General features: G+C 53.2%; 23 protein-coding genes. 17 read left to right on the top strand and 6 right to left on the bottom strand.

The window, feature by feature from the left end:
- Positions 1-112 (top strand): IS3 family transposase (locus tag IOD17_RS18760; protein WP_233686017.1); only part of this gene is annotated, 112 nt, incomplete at its 5' end.
- 123 nt (positions 113-235) lie between these two features.
- On the opposite strand, the gene IOD17_RS18765 is transcribed toward IOD17_RS18760, so the two are convergent.
- Positions 236-895 (bottom strand): peptidase M15, encoded by a 660-nt coding sequence (locus IOD17_RS18765; RefSeq protein ID WP_233686546.1) that lies wholly within the window; start codon positions 893-895, stop codon positions 236-238.
- Between the two features lie 77 nt (positions 896-972).
- Entirely contained in the window at positions 973-1,251 is a 279-nt protein-coding gene (locus tag IOD17_RS18770) for a hypothetical protein (RefSeq protein ID WP_233686547.1), read from the bottom strand.
- A gap of 140 nt (positions 1,252-1,391) precedes the next feature.
- Here IOD17_RS18770 and IOD17_RS18775 point away from each other — a divergent pair, with 140 nt between their 5' ends.
- Entirely contained in the window at positions 1,392-2,267 is an 876-nt protein-coding gene (locus IOD17_RS18775) for a WYL domain-containing protein (RefSeq protein WP_233686548.1), read from the top strand.
- A 51-nt stretch (positions 2,268-2,318) separates the two neighbouring features.
- Here IOD17_RS18775 and IOD17_RS18780 read toward each other — a convergent pair whose 3' ends face one another.
- A complete protein-coding gene (locus IOD17_RS18780) occupies positions 2,319-2,978 on the bottom strand; it encodes a hypothetical protein (protein ID WP_233686549.1) in 660 nt (219 codons plus the stop codon).
- Positions 2,979-3,194: 216 nt separating this feature from the next.
- Here IOD17_RS18780 and IOD17_RS18785 point away from each other — a divergent pair, with 216 nt between their 5' ends.
- The 9 genes from IOD17_RS18785 (at position 3,195) to umuC (ending at position 14,425) form a co-directional block, all read left to right on the top strand.
- Positions 3,195-3,590 (top strand): hypothetical protein, encoded by a 396-nt coding sequence (locus IOD17_RS18785; RefSeq protein WP_125834042.1) that lies wholly within the window; start codon positions 3,195-3,197, stop codon positions 3,588-3,590.
- Position 3,591: 1 nt separating this feature from the next.
- Positions 3,592-4,242, top strand: a complete 651-nt coding sequence (locus IOD17_RS18790) for a hypothetical protein (protein ID WP_106733149.1) — start codon at positions 3,592-3,594, stop codon at positions 4,240-4,242.
- Positions 4,243-4,407: 165 nt separating this feature from the next.
- Positions 4,408-6,513 carry an ATP-binding protein gene (locus tag IOD17_RS18795; protein ID WP_233686550.1) on the top strand — a complete coding sequence of 702 codons (2,106 nt, stop codon included), beginning with the start codon at positions 4,408-4,410 and terminating at the stop codon, positions 6,511-6,513.
- A gap of 141 nt (positions 6,514-6,654) precedes the next feature.
- Entirely contained in the window at positions 6,655-7,674 is a 1,020-nt protein-coding gene (locus IOD17_RS18800; RefSeq protein WP_233686573.1) for a helix-turn-helix transcriptional regulator, read from the top strand.
- 51 nt (positions 7,675-7,725) lie between these two features.
- Entirely contained in the window at positions 7,726-8,202 is a 477-nt protein-coding gene (locus tag IOD17_RS18805) for a hypothetical protein (protein WP_213149983.1), read from the top strand.
- A gap of 293 nt (positions 8,203-8,495) precedes the next feature.
- Positions 8,496-10,136 carry a VRR-NUC domain-containing protein gene (locus tag IOD17_RS18810; protein WP_233686551.1) on the top strand — a complete coding sequence of 547 codons (1,641 nt, stop codon included), beginning with the start codon at positions 8,496-8,498 and terminating at the stop codon, positions 10,134-10,136.
- On the top strand, positions 10,133-12,406 hold the full coding sequence (locus IOD17_RS18815) for an ATP-dependent DNA helicase (RefSeq protein WP_233686552.1): 2,274 nt from the start codon (positions 10,133-10,135) through the stop codon (positions 12,404-12,406). Before IOD17_RS18810 ends, IOD17_RS18815 begins: the two co-directional genes overlap by 4 nt.
- 314 nt (positions 12,407-12,720) lie before the next feature.
- Positions 12,721-13,158 carry a LexA family protein gene (locus IOD17_RS18820; RefSeq protein ID WP_233686553.1) on the top strand — a complete coding sequence of 146 codons (438 nt, stop codon included), beginning with the start codon at positions 12,721-12,723 and terminating at the stop codon, positions 13,156-13,158.
- Positions 13,151-14,425, top strand: coding sequence for a translesion error-prone DNA polymerase V subunit UmuC (gene umuC / locus IOD17_RS18825; protein WP_233686554.1), 1,275 nt, complete (start codon positions 13,151-13,153; stop codon positions 14,423-14,425). Before IOD17_RS18820 ends, umuC begins: the two co-directional genes overlap by 8 nt.
- A 9-nt stretch (positions 14,426-14,434) precedes the next feature.
- On the opposite strand, the gene IOD17_RS18830 is transcribed toward umuC, so the two are convergent.
- Positions 14,435-15,304: a site-specific integrase gene (locus IOD17_RS18830; RefSeq protein ID WP_233686555.1), complete on the bottom strand. Its 870-nt coding sequence runs from the start codon at positions 15,302-15,304 to the stop codon at positions 14,435-14,437.
- Between the two features lie 823 nt (positions 15,305-16,127).
- Here IOD17_RS18830 and IOD17_RS18835 point away from each other — a divergent pair.
- Positions 16,128-16,493 (top strand): nuclear transport factor 2 family protein, encoded by a 366-nt coding sequence (locus IOD17_RS18835; RefSeq protein ID WP_233686556.1) that lies wholly within the window; start codon positions 16,128-16,130, stop codon positions 16,491-16,493.
- 129 nt (positions 16,494-16,622) lie between these two features.
- On the opposite strand, the gene IOD17_RS18840 is transcribed toward IOD17_RS18835, so the two are convergent.
- Positions 16,623-17,510: a LysR family transcriptional regulator gene (locus IOD17_RS18840; RefSeq protein WP_233686557.1), complete on the bottom strand. Its 888-nt coding sequence runs from the start codon at positions 17,508-17,510 to the stop codon at positions 16,623-16,625.
- A 102-nt stretch (positions 17,511-17,612) separates the two neighbouring features.
- On the opposite strand from IOD17_RS18840, the gene IOD17_RS18845 reads away from it, so the two are divergent.
- From IOD17_RS18845 to IOD17_RS18865, 5 genes are all read left to right on the top strand, one after another.
- Positions 17,613-18,311: a class I SAM-dependent methyltransferase gene (locus IOD17_RS18845; RefSeq protein WP_233686558.1), complete on the top strand. Its 699-nt coding sequence runs from the start codon at positions 17,613-17,615 to the stop codon at positions 18,309-18,311.
- Between the two features lie 120 nt (positions 18,312-18,431).
- Entirely contained in the window at positions 18,432-18,722 is a 291-nt protein-coding gene (locus tag IOD17_RS18850) for a sodium/proton-translocating pyrophosphatase (RefSeq protein ID WP_233686559.1), read from the top strand.
- Positions 18,691-19,332, top strand: a complete 642-nt coding sequence (locus tag IOD17_RS18855; protein WP_233686560.1) for a hypothetical protein — start codon at positions 18,691-18,693, stop codon at positions 19,330-19,332. The genes IOD17_RS18850 and IOD17_RS18855 overlap by 32 nt, the downstream gene beginning before the upstream one ends.
- Positions 19,333-19,442: 110 nt before the next feature.
- Complete coding sequence (locus IOD17_RS18860; RefSeq protein WP_233686561.1) at positions 19,443-20,387, top strand: alpha/beta fold hydrolase; 945 nt, start codon at positions 19,443-19,445, stop codon at positions 20,385-20,387.
- Between the two features lie 400 nt (positions 20,388-20,787).
- Positions 20,788-21,156 (top strand): DUF3703 domain-containing protein, encoded by a 369-nt coding sequence (locus IOD17_RS18865; RefSeq protein WP_233686562.1) that lies wholly within the window; start codon positions 20,788-20,790, stop codon positions 21,154-21,156.
- Positions 21,157-21,477: 321 nt separating this feature from the next.
- Here IOD17_RS18865 and IOD17_RS18870 read toward each other — a convergent pair whose 3' ends face one another.
- Positions 21,478-22,602, bottom strand: coding sequence for a response regulator (locus tag IOD17_RS18870; RefSeq protein ID WP_233686563.1), 1,125 nt, complete (start codon positions 22,600-22,602; stop codon positions 21,478-21,480).
- Positions 22,603-22,949 lie beyond the last annotated feature (347 nt).

The following is a 22,949-nucleotide window of genomic DNA, read 5'->3' on the forward strand; positions in this document are numbered from 1 at the left end:
ATTCGATTACATCGAGATGTTTTACAACCCCAAGCGACGACATGGTTTCGCTGAGAAGCTGTCACCGATAGAGTTCGAACGTCGTTATTTTCTGAGGCAGGATGGTCTCTAGAAAACCGGGGCCTATTCAGTTGCATGGGTAAAGCCATTCGCGATGCTTTTCTGCCAGCATGTTCAGTTTACTGCCCAGTCAATGCGCGTCATGAATGATCGCAAGCAGCCCATTAACCTACTTTTAGGCCACACCCGACCCAAGACTAGCCAACCACGGCCGTACGATTGCTCTGCGCTCATCCAGGTTTAACGTGGCAACGCCATCTTTCACCAACGCCTTTTTGTCGCCAGTGTGCGGGTTATTGACATAGGTACCGATGCTGGGGAGCGCGTTCGGGTTGCCACTCCAGCGCAAATTGAATGCAGCCAGCTTGGGGAACCAGAACTGGCTGGTGTACGGCAGATGGTCGTGGATCCACCAGGCCAGTGGCGTCCAATCTTTGTGCTCTTCATACCAAGGCAACAAGGCGGGCACCACGATGCAGGCCGTCGCGCCTAAGTGCCCATCGGCATCCAGATAGTCCCAGATGTGCGAGGCGTAGTTTTTCTCGTTAGCGGCACAGCTGTATTGGTTGCTGTTCTCCGCCCCTTTGGCATTGACGGCTGGCGCTCGGTAGGCTGAACGAATGACGATCCGCCCAAAGCGCTCCTGCAGCGGCTCCAGCAACTGCTCACAGAGCCCACGCCCCGCTGCGATGGCGCGATCCGGGTAGTCCGGGATGTTGGCAATCCCCTCGATCTGGCTGATTTCCGAGTAGAGGAAATCACGCATAAAAAAGTGTGTGGAGAGCCTTACACGACCCAATTCTTCCAAGGCCTGTACCGATGCTGGTTTATTCATCCTGGTGTGCTCCATTGTGATTAAACATCCATTGCCTTAGGTTGTACCCGGCCGCTTTCAGATTTGTCTGTAAGTAATTAGCTGTCATGTTGTATCTGCCTAGTCTGCCCCTGAGAAATCTCAAGCTGACGCTGCAGCTGCTCGACGTGCGCCTTTTCAGCACGTAGGCCAGCACTCAGCTCACGTATCTCGTCCTCCTGCTGATAAACGCGCACCTGTAATTGCGTCAGCTGGGCCTGCGAGTATTGCAAGGTTGCAAAGGTCTCACGCCGCTTAAGGATCAGCCAAAACAGGACAATGCCAGCGCCAAGTAACAGCAAAATGCAAACGCCCATCACAACCCATGACAACCCCATTCCAAACACGTTTAGCTCTCCTATTGCCAGCCCACTGTGTAATGGCGAGCTTGAACGACAGTTTCAAGATATGTAGCTTTAGAAGACACATCCAGAGTGTTTACCTGTACAGGTAAAGTTTTCGAGCAGGTGGAGAGGCCATGAAACGCAAACAAGAAATCGAATCGGTGCGCTGGGATCTGGCACTGCGTTACCGCTTGATCGAAACCGTAGTCTGGTGGGAAGGCCGGCTGACCACGAACCACCTGATGCAGAGCTTCGGCATCAGTCGCCAGCAGGCATCAAAAGACATCAACACCTACATCAATGAGCACGCGCCGAAGAACCTTGAATATGACAAGCATTTGAAGGGGTATGTGCCGAGCAAACACTTCAAGCCACTGTTTATCGACGACAGCGCCAGCGCCTATCTGCACCTGCTCAACCAAAACCATGACCGCGCCCCGCATGTTGAAGGGTTGGCATTGGCCTATGCACATACCGAGGTGCTGCAGGTGCCCGACCGCACTGTACGCCCGGAACTACTGCGCCCTCTTCTACGCGCCTGTCGCGAAGGCCTTCGCCTGGAATGTGAGTATGTTTCGTTCACCACGCCTGACGCAGAAACACGCCTGATCGCCCCGCACACGCTGATTTACACCGGCATGCGCTGGCATGTGCGCGCCTATTGCGAGAAGAACCGGGATTACCGCGACTTTGTGCTAAGCCGCTTTCGTGGCGTGCCGGAGTTGATGGACGACAAAACCGAAAACACACGCGAGCAAGACCCGGGCTGGACTAACCAGGTGCAGGTCATCATTGAACCCGACTCACGCCTGAAGCCTGAGCAGCAAGCCATTATCGAAACCGACTACGGTATGCAGGATGGCCGACTGGTGATCGAAACACGCGGCGCATTGGTGCAGTACGTATTGCAGCGCTATCAGATCGATCCAACCAAGGTGCATGCCAAAGCAACGGCGCAGCAAATTGTGGTGGTGAACCTGGATGAGTTGCAGGAGTGGTTGTATCACTGAGGCTTGGTTTCAGGTTTCGTGTAACGACTCAGATAGTGGCGATTCAAGACCTTATACCCCGGCCTCACCTTCTGGCTCACCGAGTAGCAGCAAAATTGGCTGGGCACTGTCGTGAATTTTCATATCAAGCCAGCTAGTCGTCAGACCTGGATTGCACCTCTCAACCGCATCAAGCAGCCCGGCATACATACCTAATGTGAGATGCTCGCCACCAAAGAGGTTGGCGTACAGGGTGCGAAACTTCAGTACCTTTAACGCCTCCTCCGGCACCTCCCAAGGCTCTGTACAGCTAATGAGTGCGCACTGCAATTGACGTGAACTGGCCGCACTCAGGACAGCCAGGAAATTTTCCAAGCCATTAGCCAGCAAACCCTCCTCTAAGAGGGACGCCCTGAGAAAGGGCATCACAGCCTCAAACCACGAGTCAGATGACAGCTCTGCGGGTAGCTCGACATAGATAAGCTGAAAGATTGAGTCCTCCAGCTGCTTGATCCTCGCATATGACTCCAGGTGCAACCCATCGCCGGCATCATCCCCCTTGCAAGCAGTATCTAACGGGGCATCAATAACGAGGTAGGCATTGCCAACCCCCAAGCTAGATACCTCAGGTTCTAGCTCGTGTTTTAGTGTCGTATGCAGGGAAATACGGCAGGTATTGAAGTCAATACTGCTGACTGTCATAAACACTGAGTCGCCCTGAAATCCGTTCATGTTAATTGGTCTCCACGACCTAAACAGAATGCTGACTCAGCATGCAGCCCTTCCACGACAAAATAGGTCGCTAGGGGAAACTGCCGTCATAAAAGCTTTGGCGCAAGAAAGCAGCCTCTCAACTCATTGTTTATGGCTAGCAGGAAAATATGCGTGCGGCACATTTCGTCGCACGCAAGGCGCAGCATGGCTGCTCACTCTCAAGGGAGAAGCACCATGGATAGCCTGATCAAGGAAAACCTCGAATCACTGCTGCAGGAAACCTCGAATACCAAGCGCTTAGGTCGGCGAATCATCAGCCTGGCAGGCTTTCTCAACCATTCCGAACCACCTGAGCATTTGCAGGAGCAGCTAAACAATCTGTCGCGCTTGTTGATTCAGCAGGATGCATTCGACGCCTTGCTTGAGCCCGTTACCTTAATGTCTAGGGCGGGACTCACTGATACCCTAGATGCCCACGCCATGCGCGCGATGCTCGCCAGCCTAGAGGAGGCCCGCAAACAGATTGCGGCATTGGAGGACATTAACTACGCCCAACTGATCAGCTGGCTGGTCAACTTGGCGGTTAGCCGAAAGATCATTCGCCTGAAAGTTGCTGAGCGAGGGGAATGATATGTCGACACCTGAAATCAAGCATTCGATGTACTGGCCACGTTTAAGTGTTATGGACTTTGTGACCCTTAAAGAGTCCATGCAGACCAGCTTCTCTGCGGAGTACCCGGTGTCCGCCCTAGGGTTGAGCGATCTGAATTTTGTCATCAATGCGCCGCTCGATTACCGCCCGCCCGCAAATGGCGCGCTCGCTACGCTTTACTTCGACCAGACCGACCGCGCTCGCGTCTTGCCGGAGAATACGTATCAGGTCAGATGCCCACACACCCTGAATGCGTGTGAATTCATCAGCTGGTCCGAGCAAGCCATCGATATGATTCGCGTGGCGCTGATGCACAACGGGGTTGTGGGCATAGATTTGATGGACCTAGTCAATAGCCTACGAAACAGTGCCAGTCGGAAGTTGGTGATACACATCATCACCTATGACGATCCCCTAGAAGTGCCATGGAAAGCGCTCCAGCAGTGCCGTTTCAAGACCCTTTTTGCCTCTCTGTTTGCAGGTCCGGATTTATCGTTGCGGAGTTACTCTGCCCTTGGCTGCGCCCTGGAAGAACTCAATCCGAACGTTGATGATTTGAAGCTGGCTGCAACCGCCAGCCACAAAAACGCCCTACCTGTGCTGATGCTCTTAGGAGAGCTTGAAATTTGAGGCCTTATCGCGCTGGGTAAAAAGCTACCAAGTCAGCATGCGACACATTACGTCGCAATGACCCATCACAATACCTCCATAGTCACAGGAGGACTCGTCATGCCAAAGCCTACTCGCAAATCCGGCCCCCACAGTCACGATACATGCCCGCTGGCTATAGCGTGGATGTTCAAGTTGATGCTCGACTGCTCTGGCCATCGTGGTTTTATCAACCACTGCTGCTTCAGTGATGATGATGTCGCTCGTGAGCTGGGGGTCTACTGGCTGATTGAAGCTGACGACAGTGATGACGAAGACGCCGTGCCGGTACCGGTCTTTCACACCCGTAGATCCGGACCCTCGAAAAAAGCGCGCAAACCTAGCTTCCACGAACGCACGCTGGCCGCGCTGCGTGCGGAGCGCAAGCTTTTCGACAAAGCCTTCCCTAACCCCGTACTGCCAGACAACCTCCAGGCAAATCTGGAGAACCTCGCGCAGCTAATTGGCCTGGATGAAATTGAGCAGAAGCTGATCGGTTTCTGCTCATTGATGAATACTGACACTCTGCTGGACGACTGTTGCAACCAGCTCGGCTACATCGGCTTTAACCGCCTCACTAGGGTGCTGAGCATCCTGCTGGACGTCCCGCAGAATGACATTCGCGTGCGGCTTTCGGCAGAGGGTCGTCTGGTGCAGTCGGGCTTGATTGAAACCAACCTGCGCAGCAGTGCGAGAAATCACGTGTCTGATTTGCTGGGCTTCAACAACAAAGACCTACTGTTTTCAGTGCGTCACCATCAGGGCAGTGCCATCGGACTCTTTCAGAGCGCCTTTCGTCCGGCCCCTGATAGCTTGTTGTGTGCTGACGACTTTATCCACCTCAGTGCGCCCCTGAATATCGCCCGCCCCTATCTGCAACAGGTACTGGAGGGAAAGAAGATGGGGGTGAACATTCTGATCTACGGCCCGCCCGGTACAGGCAAGAGCCAGCTCACCCGCATGCTGGCGAACGAACTATACGCCGAGCTCTATGAGATAGCCTGCACGGATAACAATGGCGATCCGATTGATCGGCGCGGACGGCTGTGCGCCCTTCGCTCAGCGATGTGCGTACTCGGCCAGCAAAAGACGCTGCTGGTGCTGGATGAGATTGAAGATCTGTTCAGTGGCAGCAGCGAGCTGGCCATGCTGGCCGGCCAGGAGCGGCAGAAGGGCTGGATCAATCGCATGCTGGAGGAGAACCCCATCCCCTGCTTTTGGCTCACCAATAACATTCATGCGCTGGACAATGCCTATATTCGGCGCTTCGACCTTGTTCTCAGGCTGGAAAACCCACCGCGGCGGCAGCGTGAGAACATCATTCGCAGCGCCAGCCACAATCAGCTCAGCCAGCCCTTGATCGACAAGCTGGCGGACCACGAGCAGTTGATGCCTGCCGTCATCACACGGGCGATGAGCGTGGCGAGTATTCAGGATCAGACAAACGCGGCCAACCTGGACACCACTGTTGAGTTCCTGGTCAATGCCACGCTGCAAGCCCAGGGCTTTCCGCGTCTCGGCCAGGGCCGCATGCATGCCTTGCCTACGTTTTACAGCCCTGAACTGGCCAATACCGATATGCCACTCGATCAGCTCTTGAGCGGGCTGCGTAATTATGGCGAAGCGCGCCTGTGCTTTTACGGCCCTCCCGGTACAGGCAAGACCGCGTTTGGTCATTGGCTGGCGCAGCAACTCGGCAAGCCACTGTTGACCCGCCGCGCATCCGACTTGATTTCACCTTATGTGGGAATGACCGAGCAAAACTTCGCCCGGGCATTTGAGCAGGCCAACGACGATGATGCGATTCTGCTGCTCGATGAGGTGGATAGCTTTCTGCAGGACCGGCGCAACGCTCGGCATAGCTGGGAGATCAGTGCGGTAAACGAAATGCTGACACAGATGGAAAGCTACCGCGGCCTCTTTATCGCCTCCACCAACCTGATGGAAAACCTCGACGAAGCGGCACTGCGGCGCTTCGACTTGAAGATTAGTTTTGGCTACCTCACTGCGGAGCAAATCACTCAACTACTCCGCCAGCATCTACGCCAGATGGGCTTGAAGAAACCGGACAGCCTAAAGCTCGCCCGGCTACTCAGACAAAGTTGCCTTACACCGGGTGATTTTGCACTGGTGGCCAGGCGTGCTCGCTTCAACCCCTTCACGGACGCCAATCACGTGATTGATGCGCTGCTGGCTGAGAGCAGCCTGAAAAGCGCCGGCACTATGAGAGCCATTGGCTTTGCCGAGTGGTAAATCCTGGAGGGTTCGGCAGCCTTGAGGTTGCTGAACCTGCTGCTGATTTGTTGGTGTCAGGGCATCCCTATGATGCAGTTGCTTGGAGTACCGGGGCTGGGCATGATGCCAATTAGACACTTCCAGACAAGGATGCCCGCTGTGCCATCAGCCACCAGCCGCAGCACACTGACCCGACAATGGGAACTGCTCAAGCTGCTGCCACCCAAGAGCCCGGGGATCACAACGCTTGAGTTACAACGCCTACTCGGTGACGCAGGGCACGAAACCACAAAGCGCACCATTGAGCGTGACCTTGTTGAGCTATCCAGGCTTTTTCCCCTGCAATGCAATAACAAAGGCATGCCCTACGGTTGGCACTGGATGCCCGGAAAAAGCGCCGAGCTTCCTGGCATCACACTTGGCGAGGCCCTTACCTTGCGGCTGGTGGAAGGCAGCATTCGCCCCTTGATACCGGCTTTTATGCTGAAAACGCTTGAGCCGCGTTTCAACCTGGCCAGGCAAAAGCTGGAAGCCATGAGCGAAGAAAATCCTTCGGCCCGCTGGCTGGACAAGGTGGCCAGCGTGCAACCGGAACTCACGCAAATCCCCCCAGAAATCAACGCCGATCTTCTCGACGTGATTCAGCAAGCGCTGATGAACGATACCCAGCTCAGCTGCCGCTACTACTCAGCCCACAAGAATCAATTTCACAACTTCACCCTTAACCCACTGGGCCTGGTACAGCGAGCCCATACCACTTACCTCATAGCCAGCGTCGAACCCTTCGACGACATCCGTCAATTCGTTGTTCATCGTTTCGAAGAGGCACGTGGATTACCCACTCAATGCTTCAAACCGGAAGGGTTTGACCTGCGAGACTATGTCAATAGTGGCGCCATGCAGTTTGGTACCCACGAGAAGATCAAGCTCGAAGCCTGGATCAGCGCAGGACTCGCGCGCCTGCTGCAAGAGGCGCCCATATCCCACGACATGCTGCTGGTCGCAGAAGATGAAGGCTCACGACTAACCGCGACGGTGAATGACAGCTGGGAGCTGAAGTGGTGGATATTGTCCCACGCGGGATCAATTCAGGTGCAACAACCCCTAGGACTGCGAGACGAGATCCAGCAAAGAATACGGGCGGCTCTAGAGCTTCATGAGCAAGCGCCTGACAGCTGATAGATGGTCGCCGGGATCAGGATTCGAATTAACAAACACCAGGAGAACACAATGGACACAGCACAATGGATCACCTTGTTCGAGCAAGCCTTTCGCGCGATGGACAAGAAACTTGAGCAGGTGCTGCAGCTAAACAGCTGCCGGGAGCACTGGATACAGGCTGAAATCAGCCTTCATGCCTGGTTTAAGAACGAAGTCGATATCTGGACTGACCTACCCCTAGGTGAAGGCCGCAAAGCAGACCTTTACTCGCAGGATGAAAGCGGTAAGACGACTATGGTGGCTGAGGTCAAATGCCTGGGCGACGGATCGCAAGCCAAGTGCTTGGAAGGTGATTGGTCAGTACGTGCCGATATCGAAAGGCTTTCCTCCGTCGACGCTCCATCTCGCATATTCGTGCTGGTGATTGCGAAAGGCGAACAGGAAACCAATACCGGTAAACGTCTACGTAATGATGAATGGGTGGAGGGACGGGAATCCGTCAATGTGGATATGGGGTACGCGTTGATTCGGATTTGGGCCTTGTGATTTTTGGCCTCGAATCGTTGAACTGAGCACCTTCTGCACTCAGACCTGGGCAAAAAAGCTCAGTGAAACGCCGAAAGGCAACTTGAAGTGGCTTCCAGCCACTTCGACAGCAGGCACATTCGACCGGCCGGCTGCCGCTAAACCTACTTTTTCAACAGAATCGGCCGGGAGTTGCCAGTAACATCGGGCTGGAGTTGGCCGCTTTCGCCTGCTTATACCGTGCGCTTCTGCACCAGTTGATCCTCCGCTCAGCAACACGGACAATCCTGTACAAGAATACAGTGATCACTACCATGTCCGCCCCGCTAGGCTCTGAACTCTACTACCTCAGCAATTTCCGTACGGCACTCGCCTGGGTAGGTGAGCGCTATGCCGACCTGCTGTCGGATGAAGAGCGCGTCTTTCTCGACGCTTTCGACACTCTGGCCTGGCCATCACAAGCCTTGCTGGTGCGCATGATCATGCGCAAAGGCTGTCACTTCCGCCTGAGCAAGCTCGTCTATCCGGAAATCGGCGACTGCTTGACGGCAGCCGGTCCACTGCTTGAACAGGGCTGGGTCACCGAGCAGGCGCTGCTGACAGTTGATGAGATTGCCGAGCTGCTGCGCAAGGACGAGCTGCTGGCCCATCTGCCAGTCACCGACCGCCGCGCCTCACAGAAAAAGGCCGAGCTGCTCGAACAACTTCGCAGCACGGAGTTACCTGCCCAGCCCTTCAGGGACTGGTGCCCTAGGCTGGATGATCAGTTGCTGAGCCTGATGGTGGGTGATCTGTGTGACCGTCTGCGCCTGATGTTCTTCGGCAATCTGGCCCAGGACTGGTCCGAGTTCGTGCTGGCGGATCTGGGCATCTACCGCTACGAATCGGTGGACATAGGCCCGCAGTCACGCGGCTTTCAGTGTCGCCAGGATCTGGAGGATTACCTGCACCTGCGCCAGTTGCGCGTCAGCGTTGAGCAAGGTGCGGATCTGGCGGACATTGTGCCGCCGTTACTGGCGTTCAATTCAAGCAACCCTTACCTGTGCAGCCGCCAGTCGCGCCTGCTGTTTCAGATCGCTCAGCACTTGGAGAAAGGCGGCGCACTGGATCAGGCCCTGGCGCTCTATCAGCACAGCGCCCATGGCGAAGCCCGCTGGCGGCAGATTCGCGTGCTGGAACAACTGGGGCGCGACAGCGAGGCCCATGATAAGGCCCTGGCCTTTAGCCAGGCCCCGAGCAGTGATGAGGAAAGTCAGCGCCTGGAACGGACCCTCACCCGCCTGCGCCGCAAGCTCGGCCTGCCGATGGTGAAAAAGCCCAAGGCAGTGGGCGAACCCCGTATCGACCTGGTATTGCCGATGCCGGTACATGGCTGCGTGGAAATCGCTGTGCGTGATCATCTGCAGCAGGATGATGCCCCGGTGCATTACGTGGAAAACACCCTTATCTGCAGCCTGTTCGGCTTGCTGTGCTGGGAGGCGATCTTCGCACCGTTGCCGGGGGCGTTTTTTCACCCATTCCACAGTGGCCCGGTGGACCTGCACAGCCCGGACTTTTATGCGCGTCGCCAACACCTGTTCGAACGCTGTCTGCAGCAGCTTGAACAACCCAACTACAGACAACTGATCAAGGCTCGGCATCAGGAAAAGTTCGGCCTACAGTCACCGTTCGTGTTCTGGGGCATGCTCGATGAGGAGCGCCTGGAACTGGCCCTGCAGTGCATTCCCGCTGCACACCTGCACGCCTGTTTTACCCGCCTGCTGCGAGATCTGAAAACCAACCGCGCCGGCATGCCCGATCTGATCCAGTTTTATCCGCAGGAACGGCGCTACCGGATGATCGAGGTCAAAGGCCCCGGCGACCGCCTGCAGGACAACCAGAAACGCTGGCTCACTTTCGCGGCTGAGCACGGTATTGCCGTTGAAGTCTGCTACGTACGCTGGGCCGAGGCATGAGCTACCGAGTTGCGGTGCGGGCACTGTGCGAGTTCACCGCCAAGGAGGGTGACCTGGATCTGCGCTTCACACCCTCGCCCACCGCGCAGGAAGGCATGGCCGGGCATCAGACCGTGGTCGGTCGACGGGGTGATGGCTATATCGCCGAGTTGCCTCTGAGCGGCAGCTACCCGGGCCTGCTGGTCAGCGGCCGGGCCGACGGCTACGACCCGCAGGAACGTCGCCTGGAGGAGATCAAAACCCACCGCGGCGATATCAGCCGCATCCCGGCCAATCACCGGTTGCTGCACTGGGCGCAGGTCAAGGTCTATGGCTGGTTGCTCTGCCAGCAGCTTGAGCTGGAAGAGTTGGAGCTAGCCGTGGTGTATTTCGACGTGATGAGCCACGCAGAGCATACCTTTAGTGAACACTTCACAGCCGCTGAACTGGAAGACTTTTTCAATCAGCAGTGCCAACTGTTTCTGCGTTGGGCCGAGCAGGAGGAAGCGCACCGCATCAAGCGTGACGAGCATCTGCAGAGCATCCGCTTCCCCTACCCAACCTTTCGCCATGGCCAACGCCAACTGGCCGAGGCGGTTTATCGCAGTGCACGTGATGGGCATACGCTGATGGCTCAGGCCACCACCGGTATTGGCAAAACCCTGGGCACCCTGTTCCCGCAGCTCAAGGCCATGCCGGGGCAGCAACTGGATCGTCTGTTCTTTCTCACCGCGAAAACCCCAGGGCGGCGCCTGGCTCTGGATGCCCTACACAGCCTGCGTAAAACCGATCAACCGATTCCGCTGCGGGTACTGGAGCATGTGGCCCGCGACAAAGCCTGCGAGCATCCGGATAAAAGCTGCCACGGTCAGTCCTGCCCGCTGGCCAAGGGCTTTTATGACCGCCTGCCGGCGGCACGGTTGGCAGCGCTGGAACAGGCCTGGCTGCCGCAGGCGCAGGTGCGACGCATCGCCCTGGAACACCAGATCTGCCCCTACTACCTGAGCCAGGAGCTCTGCCGTTGGGCCGATGTGGTGGTGGGGGACTACAACTACTACTTCGACATGAACGCCCTGCTCTACGGCCTGACCCTGCTCAACGAATGGCGCATCGCAGTGCTGGTGGATGAGGCACACAACCTGGTCGACCGCGCGCGCAGCATGTACACCGCCGAGCTGGATCAGGAGCTGTTTCATGCCCTGTGCAACAGCGCCCCGGCGAGCATTCGCAGCGCCCTGCAACGGGTTGGCCGGCACTGGGAGCAGCTCAATCGGGTGCAAGAGCAGGATTACCAGATACATCCCAGCGTGCCGGACCTGTTTGTCGCCGCGCTACAGAAAGCCGTCACCGCCATTACCGATCACCTCAGCGAACAACCCGATGGCCATGAGCGCAGCCTGCTGCAGTTCTACCTGGATGCCATGCTGTTCTGCCGCTTGAGTGAGGTCTACGGGCCACACTCGCTGTTTGATATCACCCGCCAGCAGGACAACATGCTCAGCCTGGATACCACCCTATGCCTGCGCAATGTGGTGCCGGCGCCCTTCCTGGCCGACCGTTTCAGTGATGCGCACACCACCACGCTGTTCTCCGCCACCCTGCGCCCGGCCAACTATTACCGCGACCTGCTGGGTTTACCGGAGGAGGCCCAATGGATCGATGTGGCCTCGCCTTTTGCCGCCGAGCAACTGAGCGTACGGGTGCTGCGCAACCTCTCCACCCGTTACCAGCACCGCGACTCCAGCCTGGCACCGATCTGTCGGTTAATGGCCGAGCAATACCGCCGCGAGCCCGGCAACTACCTGGCGTTTTTCAGCAGCTATGCGTATCTGCAGCAGGTGCAGGACCTGTTCAAATCGCTGCACCCGGATATTCCCACCAGCGTGCAGACCCGCAGCATGAGCGAAGGTGAACGCCAGGCCTTTCTCGACAATTTCACCCTACATTCCGAGGGCATCGGCTTTGCGGTGCTGGGTGGGGCGTTTGGTGAGGGGATCGACCTGCCGGGCAAGCGCCTGATCGGCGCCTTTATCGCCACCCTGGGTCTGCCCCAGGTCAACGAGGTCAATGAAGAAGTCAAAGCGCGTATGCAGCAGATGTTCGGCGAGGCCAATGGCTACGACTACGCCTACCTCTACCCCGGCCTGCAGAAAGTGGTGCAGGCCGCAGGCCGGGTGATCCGCACGGTCGATGACCGGGGTGTGGTGTATATGCTGGATGATCGCTTCGGCCAGGCCAAGATCAGGGACTTGCTACCCACATGGTGGAAGGTCGACACCTACCGCCTGTAAGACCTGGCGATCCAGTCGAGATCAAATCGATCAGACTGCACGGCCGCCGTAGGCCAGCCTTGCCAACCCGACCATCACCAGCCCTGTGGCCAGCACGGTCAAATACTCACTCATCGAACTCAGCATGATGATCATGGTGAACGCTCCTCAGTTGTGATGGGTCGACCATAGGCCGGATCGCCAGATGAGGCGACGCGTAAACTTTTCGCCTGTAAAGAATTCGGACATATCCAGCGCTGTCCCGACAGACGCTGCTTGTTAGATCCAGGCCTCACAGATTACTGTATATAAATACAGCAATCTGGTTAACCGTTATGAGCAATGCCCAGATCCTCTACGCAGTAAGGCCAACCGATACTCACCTGCCGTTTTTCGACGTCCACATCCCTGCGGGCTTCCCAAGTCCTGCGCTGGATCACATGGAGCACAAGCTCTCTTTGGATGAGCTGCTGGACATCAATGCGCCGCACACATACGTGCTTAAGGTCAGCGGCGATAGCATGATCGGAGCCGGGATCTTTGATGGCGACTACCTCGTTGTCAGCCGGGCCCGGGAGTCCAAACCTCGCGACATTGTCGCGGCTTACCTAAACGGGGAGATATTCGTCAAACGCTTGGGAAAGAGTCATGGCGGCTATGTTCTGCAGTCCGAACATCCGGACTACCCACCCCGCTACGTTCTGGAAGACGACGAGTTGAGGATCTGGGGGGTCGTGACCCATAGCCTTCGAGATCACCGCGCCCATGCCTGAGCCTGTATTTGCTCTGATCGACTGCAACAGCTTCTACGCAAACTGTGAGCGTGTGTTTAGGCCTGACTTGCAGCGCACACCCATCGTGGTGCTCAGCAACAACGACGGTTGCGTGATTGCCCGCTCTGCTGAGGCCAAGCCGTTCGTAAAAATGGGCGCCCTCTTCCATGAGATCAGAGACGACCTCAAGCGCCATGGCATCGTGGCTTTCAGCAGCAACTATGCCCTCTATGGTGATATGAGCGAACGCGTCATGAGCATCATCGAGGCGCGTCTGCCTGCAATGGAGGTGTACAGCATCGATGAAGCTTTTGCAGAGCTGAGTGGTATGCCGGAACCACTGGAGTCATTGGCTCGTTCACTGCAATACGAGGTCAAACTGAAGACCAGTATTCCGGTCGGTATTGGCGTCGCCCACACAAAAACCTTGAGCAAGCTGGCTAACCATGCAGCCAAGCGCTGGCAAAAACAAACCGGTGGCGTGGTCGACCTACGTGACCCTGTGCGCCGCGACAAGCTGCTTAAGGTCATGCCCGTAGAGGAGGTCTGGGGCGTTGGTAGACGCATGCAGGTTCACCTCAATGCCCTGGGCATCAAAACCGCCTGGGATTTGGCGACTCACGACGCGTGGGAACTGCGAAAGCGCTTCAACGTGGTCATTGAGAAAACGGCGCGCGAACTACGTGGCACTGCCTGTTTAGCGTTGGAAGAGGCAGCCCCAGCTAAACAGGAAATCTGCTGCAGCCGCTCTTTTGGTAAGCGCTTAAAGGCCATCGAACCGATTCAGGAAGCCGTGACCGCTTACGCCACCCGAGCCGCTGAAAAACTGCGCATGCAGGGCTCTCTATGCCGGCAGATTCGCGTCAGCCTACGCACCGGTATGTTCAACCCGAGTGAGGCCAAATACGCCAACGGCCTGCTTTGCCAACTGCCCTATCCGACCGACGATACTCGCCTGATTATTGCTGCAGCTCGTGAAGGTATCAGCCGGCTATACCGGGATGGATTCAGCTACGCAAAAGCACAGGTACTGCTCTTGGATCTGTGCGGTCGGGATGAATACACGCCTGACCTATTTGCCCCTGAGCAGCCTCTCAAAACGGAACGCCTGATGAGTACGCTGGATGCCATTAACGGACGCTGGGGACGTGGGACGCTGCAGCCGGGACGCCTTGCCAAAACAGTCGAATGGAGCATGCGGCGAGAGTTGCTCTCTCCCGCCTATACCACCCGCTGGGGGGACCTACTGAAGGTCGACGCCCGGTGAGCTCGACAATCAGCAATCAATACGCAAGGCCTTCGAACGAGATCGAGCGTATGCAGCATGTGTTGTTCGAACTCGCGATAAGTCTGCTTCGCACGCAGGCTTGACCTGGACAGCCTCAGCGCGGCCAAATCGTTTATCGCCGTATCGTGCAATTGAGTCCGTCGCTTGATGCCCCATCACATAAGCAATTTCGACCCGCGACAGTCCCGATGCCTTGAGGTTTGATCCAAACTGGTGGCGCAACGTGTACATACTCGGCACCTTTGTACGAGGAAAGGTCTCAAGAGCCACGCGACGGATCGCTATGCGGATTGAGTCCAAGCTCCTGCCCTGAGAATGGAAAGCCTCAAGAGCATTGCTCATCAGCCTGCAGAAATCCTCACTGGCTTCAAGCACTCGGTTAGCACCACGCAAACCGCCATGGCTGTGTTTCGCACCAGGAATCACTATGCGATTGCCATTGACGCTGATGCCACTGAGTTCACAAGGGCGCGCGCCAGTCATACTGATCAACAAAAGGGCCCCTGCCTCAACCACCTGCTCCTTCGCTAACAGCTCATTGACCCAGCGCCCAAACTCTTCATCAGAAATTCTCTGCCGCCGAGCCTGCTTGCGTGGGCGAGGCAAGCCCAAAACGGTAACAGGGTTGAGTGTCCGATTGATTTCCTGGGCAATCCAGAAGTGATTCCGGAGTTTCTGATCCAGCGCGAGTGCATTTCGCAATCGCCTGAAATAGTCGGGCCGATATTCAGGCGCAGCCCGCAATAAAGCACCAACGATACTGAACTCATTTAGCTCACTGACCGGGATGTCAGGCAAACGGGTGGCGTAGAAGTGGCTGGCTAGTGAGCGGTATGCATTTTGGGTCTCTGTGTTCATGCTGATTCTTCTTTCTTATACGTACGAACGAGCTCGTACATAACCAGCATGCTCAATGAGCAAAAGCTATCGCAATAGGGAAATCAATTATTTTTGCATAACAAAGATCGAGTGAACGTCAAGGCAGACAGTGTTGTCCTGCGTGGACATAGGTTCGTTGATTGAAGACGAAACCTGTCCACACTCAGGGGCAGCTATCGGCCAGAAGCAGACGGTCGGATGCGTTTACGAAATAGATATTATTGATACGTAAATGCATAAGTTATCTACAAAAATAGCAATGCCAAATTGTTTTTCGTAGAGATACCATCAGCTGCATTGCTGGCTTACGTCTCTGATCAACTTAAGGCAGGTGTTCGGCATACTCAATCGACATCATCAAAGTGATCATGCAGACAATAAATATTTACTTCCTTAAAACTAAATTAGCGCATATGAAAAAGACCTGTTCAAGTATGCCAGCCAAAGTGTTGTAGACCTGATCTTCTATGAGCGAGCGGTGTAATCTGCCCACGGCTTTAATGCGTATAAACTCCTAGAATAGGTTGCGGCAAAAACACCAAAGCCTGGTGTTTGATCACGGGAATGTGACGACTGTTTTCTACTGATTTATTCGAGTAGATGATTAGCGCAATGCGCAAGGCTAACCAGTTCTTTTGTACCACAACTGCAATTCAGATTGATAGGCGCTAACAAACTCTCAGAAAAGGAGATTTCTATGATGTTTTACTTGCTTCTAGCATGCCAAGTTTAGCACTGGCTTGATTTATATATTTATTCAAATCGCCCTAGGATCGTTTAGCATCACATGACGAGCATATAGATGAGTAATGAATTAGATATTAGCAAAGTCGAAGAGCGCTTGAGAATAGCTCAACTCAAAGGAGATACCGATGAGCTATCTCTACTTCTCGACAATTCCCTGTCGTTTACAGCCCTCGATGGAACGCTAGTCAGTAAAGTGGATGATTTAAACTTGCACAAGTCGCCAAACTTTTCTATAACCAAGATGAATGTGATTAATCGGTGGAGTCAGTGTTTTGAATACGCTGCTGTCGTATCCACTCTCATGAATGTTGCATTCGTCATAGACGGGGTTACTAAAAATCAAAAGATCCGATATATACGTGTCTGGTATCGGTTTGGTGATGATTGGCGCATTGTTTCAGGGAGCATGAAGGCTTGGTGACATTTTAAATTTTTGCGACAGTTTTATAAGACACACACTTTTCTAAGACCAGCAGGTAATTTCTTCATGGTGGCTGTCAGGCCAGCCAAAATCCGATGAAAATTAATGCTGGCGGATATAGTTTCAGCATCAGCGTGTAAGAGCATCACAAAGCAGATCAAAAACTATACGTATGCATCGAGCTGTGCGTAACTCCCTGTGGGTAACCAGCCAGATCGGAAATGGAACTGGTGGCACGTCCTCAAGCACACGGACAACACCTGCGGTGTCATTAGCGATATCCTCAATCTGAGCACCTATTCCAAAACCGTGGCGTACCATTTCCCAATGAGTCGCGGTGTTATCTGCAAAACAGCGGAAATTAGCGGCTGTTACTGGCAGACCATGAGCTTGCAGGAAGGCCAGATAATTTCCGGATCGGTCTGCGCCAATAAAATCATGTTGTGCGATATCAGCAGCCGTGCGTGGATGGCCATTTTCGCGCACCCAACTCTCTGAAGCATAAAAATATCCAGATGCATTGCGAACCAATCGGCCAATTAGCTCAGGTTCCGTAGGCGAAACATGGCGGATGGCAATGTCTGCCTCACGACGAAGCAAGTCACTGAGGCCATCCGTTGGAACAACATCCACAAATATTCCAGGCGCGAACTTACGGAGCCGAAGCAAGATTTTGGGGAGCAGGTAGGATGCAATCCCGTCACAAGCCGATACCGAAACAACGCCCTCTAGAGATTCCGAGCGACCTTTAGCAGAGAGCCCCAGGTCTCTCGCCGCAGCCCCCATCAGACGTGCATGCACCAATAGCTCACTGCCCGTTGACGTCAGCACCATGGCTTTGCCTACCCGCTCGAAGAGCGTCACTCCTAGGCTCTGTTCAAGCGCGGCGACCTGACGGCTGAGAGTGGATTGCGTCTGCCCGAGTTTGCGCGCTGCTGCCGACAACGAGCCGGCTTCTGCTGTCTCCAGAAAAGCTCGTAGCTGATTCCAGTCGACCTTATCCATGCGTAAATGCATATGTTCTCTGCAATTTATCTCAATACCGTCGGGTGATTAGCCGGGATAGTATCAACCCTGTTGTCGGGTTTCGCTATATATCCATGCAAAGGATGCACGCCCATGTATTCACCTCTCATCTCTCCCAGCGACCGAGGTTCTGAAGATACAACCTCTGCTGCCATGGCCAACAAAGCACGCTTCTGGAATCGAGTTGCACGCAAATATGCGAGTGATCCTATTGCTGACCTGGGCGGTTATGAAAGGACGCTGCAGCGCGTAAAAGAAACGCTGTCAACGGAGTATGAGGTGCTGGAGATCGGTTGTGGCACAGGATCAACCGCACTGCGATTGGCTCCTGCCACGCGACGATTGGTGGCCACAGATATATCCAAACAGATGATTGCCATCGCTCGGGAGAAACTCGCTAGCCACCCGGCGCCACAACTAGATTTCAATCTGGCAGATGCTGATGGATCTTTATCAGAAGATAATGCTTACGATGTTGTCTTAGCATTTAACATGCTGCATTTAGTGTCGAGTTTATCTCAGACGCTTAAATCGGTAGTCAAGGCTCTGAAACCAGGTGGCTTACTAATCTCCAAGACACCCTGCCTGAATGAGATGAACCCCCTTATACCAAAAATTGCCTTGCCGCTGATGCGAGTTTTAGGAAAAGCTCCACCTGTTTTGTGTTTCACTGCTGCGCAGTTACAGGATGCCATGAAAAAAGCTGATTTAGAGATCATTTCTGCAGAGCGCCACGGAAGTAAAGGCAAAGATTTTCGTATTTTTATTATTGCGCGAAATATTAATTACTGATTCTCTACGCCTAGGTCAGGCCGATTTAGCACCCAGCCAAACATAAATATAGCACAAGAAATATCTTCTAAATGGAAGTTATTTCTTCGGGCTTAACATTGTCAGAAAAGGAGTTTTAAAATGAAAAAGTATGCTTTTGCCTTTATCTTTAGCGTTCAACTTGTTCTGGGTGGTTGTGCCAGCAATAGCGGCCAGTTTGGTAACCATGCGCCTCTGCCTGAGCAAAGTCAGCAGTCGAGGCTAAATGAAGAAAGTGCAGGATCATCAAATAATCCTGATGCTGGCATAACCGTCCGGGATACTGTGGAAACAGTACAAGATATTACACAGACTGCTCGCGAAGCCAAATCTACCGTATATGAGGTAAGGCGAACCATAAATGAACTTAAAGGGCTTATGGAGGGCTGGTAATTTGAGAACTTATGCAGTTTCATATTGCGCCGCGTTAATGACTCTTGTGCTTTTCCCGTTCGATGCCCAAGCTCGTCCATGTGTAGAGAGGGTTTGCCTGGGGGATTCAATAAATGCGGTTAAAGCATTCAGGTACGAACCTGTCGAGTCATTTGGGCGTCAATTATCCCCGCGCCAGAAACGGAAATTAGATGCTGCCTACCCAAGGTACCCGGCAGAGTTGGCTATGCCACTTTTACAGGGTAGATTTGATAATAGAATACTTATGATGTTGCCTGCAGTGAATAAAGCTTGCTCGCCTAGAAGCATGATCGGAAAAGCGCTTGAGCCTGCAGGTGTGCAAACACAATTTACATTGCAACTTGATACGACAGGGAATTGGAAGGTTGTGGGTATTGCCCAGGTTTTCCCATCTCTAAATCGCGATGAATTGAGTAGGCTCAATGTCGAGCTGGATAAGAAGTACGGTAAATATTCAATACACTCTACAAATAAAGTTTCACATTATGCGTATGTCTTCAATCCCAATCTGGCGAAACCCTATTTTGTGCTGACTCAACCCCTGCCAGATGAAAAAGCGTTGGAAAGATACAAGCACAATTGTGCTTGATGAATATCCGGTATTGTGTGCCTTTTCTATCCTGAGGGGCAATAAGATCTATCAACCGGTCAGCACTCATATCTGATGCTTGGATTTTTATCTTGGGGCCGGGAGGTGAAATGATAAAAAATATACTAGTCTCAGCTTCGGTAATTGTAGTAGTCGCAATTCTTGCCTATCTGATTACCCCAGACTCAAAGCTATATAGCTACTTTGTTGGGGTTGAGCGCGTCTATGCCGGGCTTGAACTAAAAAAACTAGAAGTCGATGGATTGGAAGTTGAGTATCTTCGCGGAGGAAGTGGCCACCCTTTAATTTTGCTGCATGGTTTTGGAGCAAACAAAGATAACTGGAATCGAATTTCGAGATACCTTGTACAAAACTTTGATGTGGTAGCGATCGATTTGCCAGGATTTGGCAATAGCACAAAGAGCCCTGATATAGATTATGACGTTCGCACCCAGGTTGAAAGACTCAGGTCGATAGTTGATGCGTTAAATATAGATAACTTTAATATGGCAGGTAGCTCAATGGGCGGGTATATTGCAGGTAATTTCGCTGCAAAATACCCGGAAAATGTTCAGAGCCTATGGCTAATTAGTCCATTTGGCGTTAAAGATTCTGAACTGAGCGAAATGTTTGAGCTTACCCAAAAGGGCCTGCATCCAGTTGTTTTACCGAGAACCGGAAGAGAGTTCGCAGAGTTAATGGGTTACTTATTTGTTAGCCCTCCATATATCCCTTCTCCGATCCTCGATCATTTGGCTGCTGAGTCTGAGTTAAACATTGATGTGAATGAGAAAGCATTCAATCAGATACATAGAATGAAGGGTGGAACGCCACACCCAGAACTGCCGCTGGATAAAATCCTCGCATCTTACACTGGTCCAGTGCTTATATCTTGGGGCGAGAGAGATAGGATTTTACATTGGACCGGTTCTTTGGCTCTAAAAAAAGCAATTCCACATGCAAAAATTGAAATAATTAAGAATACAGGTCACTTGCCTATGGTGGAGTCTCCTGAGAAGACTGCTATGTCATTTTTGTCATTTTATGGAGACTAAGTTGTGCGTTCATTTTTTATGATAGTGACTACTATAGCGGTTGCAAAAATAATGGTTGGTTGCTCTTCAATTGCAGCGAGCACAAATATACTCAGTGACAGTGACATTTTGTCAATGTCAGCGGGTGGATTAGGGTATCCAGTGAGTGAGCTTCAGATTATGGATAAGCGCATTAACGGAACCGATACTTATGTGGCCTTGAGGGCGCGGGATGGCAAAGATTATACATGCGTTATCAATGGCGGGAATTTACTAAGCTTTGAAATGACTAATCCGGCTATTTGTCGATCAAAAAGGTAAAATTTAACCATCGAGTTAATACACGATCCTAGCAAGATATTTATCCAGTTGCATTTCGCACTCAGGCATCTATATCAGTTTTCGTTATTTCGGAGATTTTATGCGGCATAATTTTTCACAAAAAATAGCTTCGTGCATTAAATATGAAATAGCAAGAGCTAATAATGCTAGGGTCGCGGGAAACTATCAGCGTGAATTCATCCATCTTGAGCGCGCCCATGTGCTTGGCCAAGAGTCTACATTTTGGCATATCAAGGTTCATTTCCTTATGTTGATGTGGGCCTTCCGTAACAACTCAATAAGAGAAATTTTTGGTCAAATAATCCGTATTCTCGGGGCGGTAGTTGTAACTCCATTAGGTTTGGTGCCATTAGGGAACACTGGAGGATCAAATGTCAGTCCGTTCAAAAAGATGCCGATTGATACAGAGTTGGATTCGCTGATCAAGAAAGCAAAGTCTGGTTCTTAATAACGGCTGATCCCGATATATAGCGGATTTATTAACTAAAGATATGGGGTCGCTGCTCCTGCAGTGAGGACTTTTTGATATTTTATTGGGCTGCTTATAACAAAAAAGATTTTTTATATTGACACTGAATCACCCCTTGTTTCGCACTCACTTTGAATGTCCGCTTATGGCCGAAGGCGGACTTCCGCGGACGGCAGCTCCCGGCCAAAAGCAGCCGCTCACATCAGGCTGTTATCGTCCCTTTACAACGGGCGAAGATGTCTACGAAGTTAAGGTCGCCCTCCACTCATACTGAAACGCCTCTCGATGCGAGTGGATACCTCAACTTATGCCCGCAAGGCGTTTCAGGCTCTCAATCACATCTGCTGGCTCGCTATTACTCATAGCAGCTGCTAGACGCATTAGCACCTGGTCGCGACGCACCTGAAACTGCGGTAACGCATAAACAGCACCAATCAGTTCACGCAATGTTATTGGGACCCCCCAATACGCCTTAAGAGCAATAGCAAAGGGCTTGGCATAGTCGTCGCATGCCTGGATGACAGCGCCGTCGTCCAGATGGTTGCCACGCTCTGCCCATATTTGTACCTGCTGCAAAACACATAATTCCCCCAGTCGATGCAGTATTGCCGCTGCCTGCAAGGCACCATGCTCTACACCAGCCTGCCGGGCCAATTGCACGACCCTTTCAGCCAGTCGCTCCGAGGCATCCAGATGCTCTTGAATGAAGACAGAGAGCAGCAAATTTGTAGAACTGCTGGTCTGCCGCAGTGCCAGAGCAATTGCCAGATTGAGGCTAGTGCGCCCGCCTAAGCGCTTCAGTGCGTCTACCAAGCTGGCACAGCGCTGCTCTCCCAATAGATAGGCTGGGCTGTTGGCTGCAGCAATCAGATAAGTACAGAGAGCGGGGTCGTGTTGCCATTCCTCGGCCAACTCTCGAAAATCCAACGGAGTACCGAGGGCAGCCAGCATCAACCGATCCTTGACTTGGTGCATCAACGGTAAATCCAGATCCGCGGCGGACCGACCGGACAAGAATGTCGTCAGGTCCTCACGAACCAGTTCATGAGCCACAGTCGTATTATCCGCCGGCAGGAGGCTCTCCAGGCACTCCAGTACTTTTGGCACATCGAAGGGTTTGGTGATGTAAGCACTAATAGCCAACGGTCTGATTGCAAGAACGCTTTCACGATCCGCACGACCAGTAATCATGACCAGCGGCGTTTCCTTGTCATGCTTACGAATCAACTGAAACAACGTCAGGCCAGAGTCATCGGGAAGGTTCCAGTCGGCCAGTATGAGTTGATATTTGTTGCTCTGCCATCCGGCATAAGCGCTTTTGACATCCCCGTAACAATCAACCTCTGCACCTGGCCTCTTACTCAACACCAGCTGCTTAAGCAAACCTGCCAACCAAGGGTCGTCATCCACAACCATCACACGCATTGACGTTTCTTCCCAATCCTTGAACCTTCAAAAAAGATAGGCACATGCCCTGAATTGTCCCTACTGCCGTAGACACTCCAACCAGTGGTGAGACGAATCTACGCTAGACAAGTGCACGCTTCTGGTGAGTTAGCGACCACCGCAATAGCTCGCCATCCCCGCCTGGAGGACCCACCATGCCCTTCGACGAAGAACCCAAGGGCTGCTCAACTAGTGCTTGGCCAGACGAGGCTGGATGTCACTTTTCGATACATTGGGCTCAAGGTAGACGGCTCCTTGGAGATGGCGATGGAAAGGGTAGTCCGTCGCTAACCAGCCAATAGCAGCCACACTAAAATCGGTATGCT

The sequence above is a fragment of the Pseudomonas anguilliseptica genome (assembly GCF_021375795.1).
GTDB classification, from domain to species: Bacteria; Pseudomonadota; Gammaproteobacteria; order Pseudomonadales; family Pseudomonadaceae; genus Aquipseudomonas; species Aquipseudomonas anguilliseptica_A.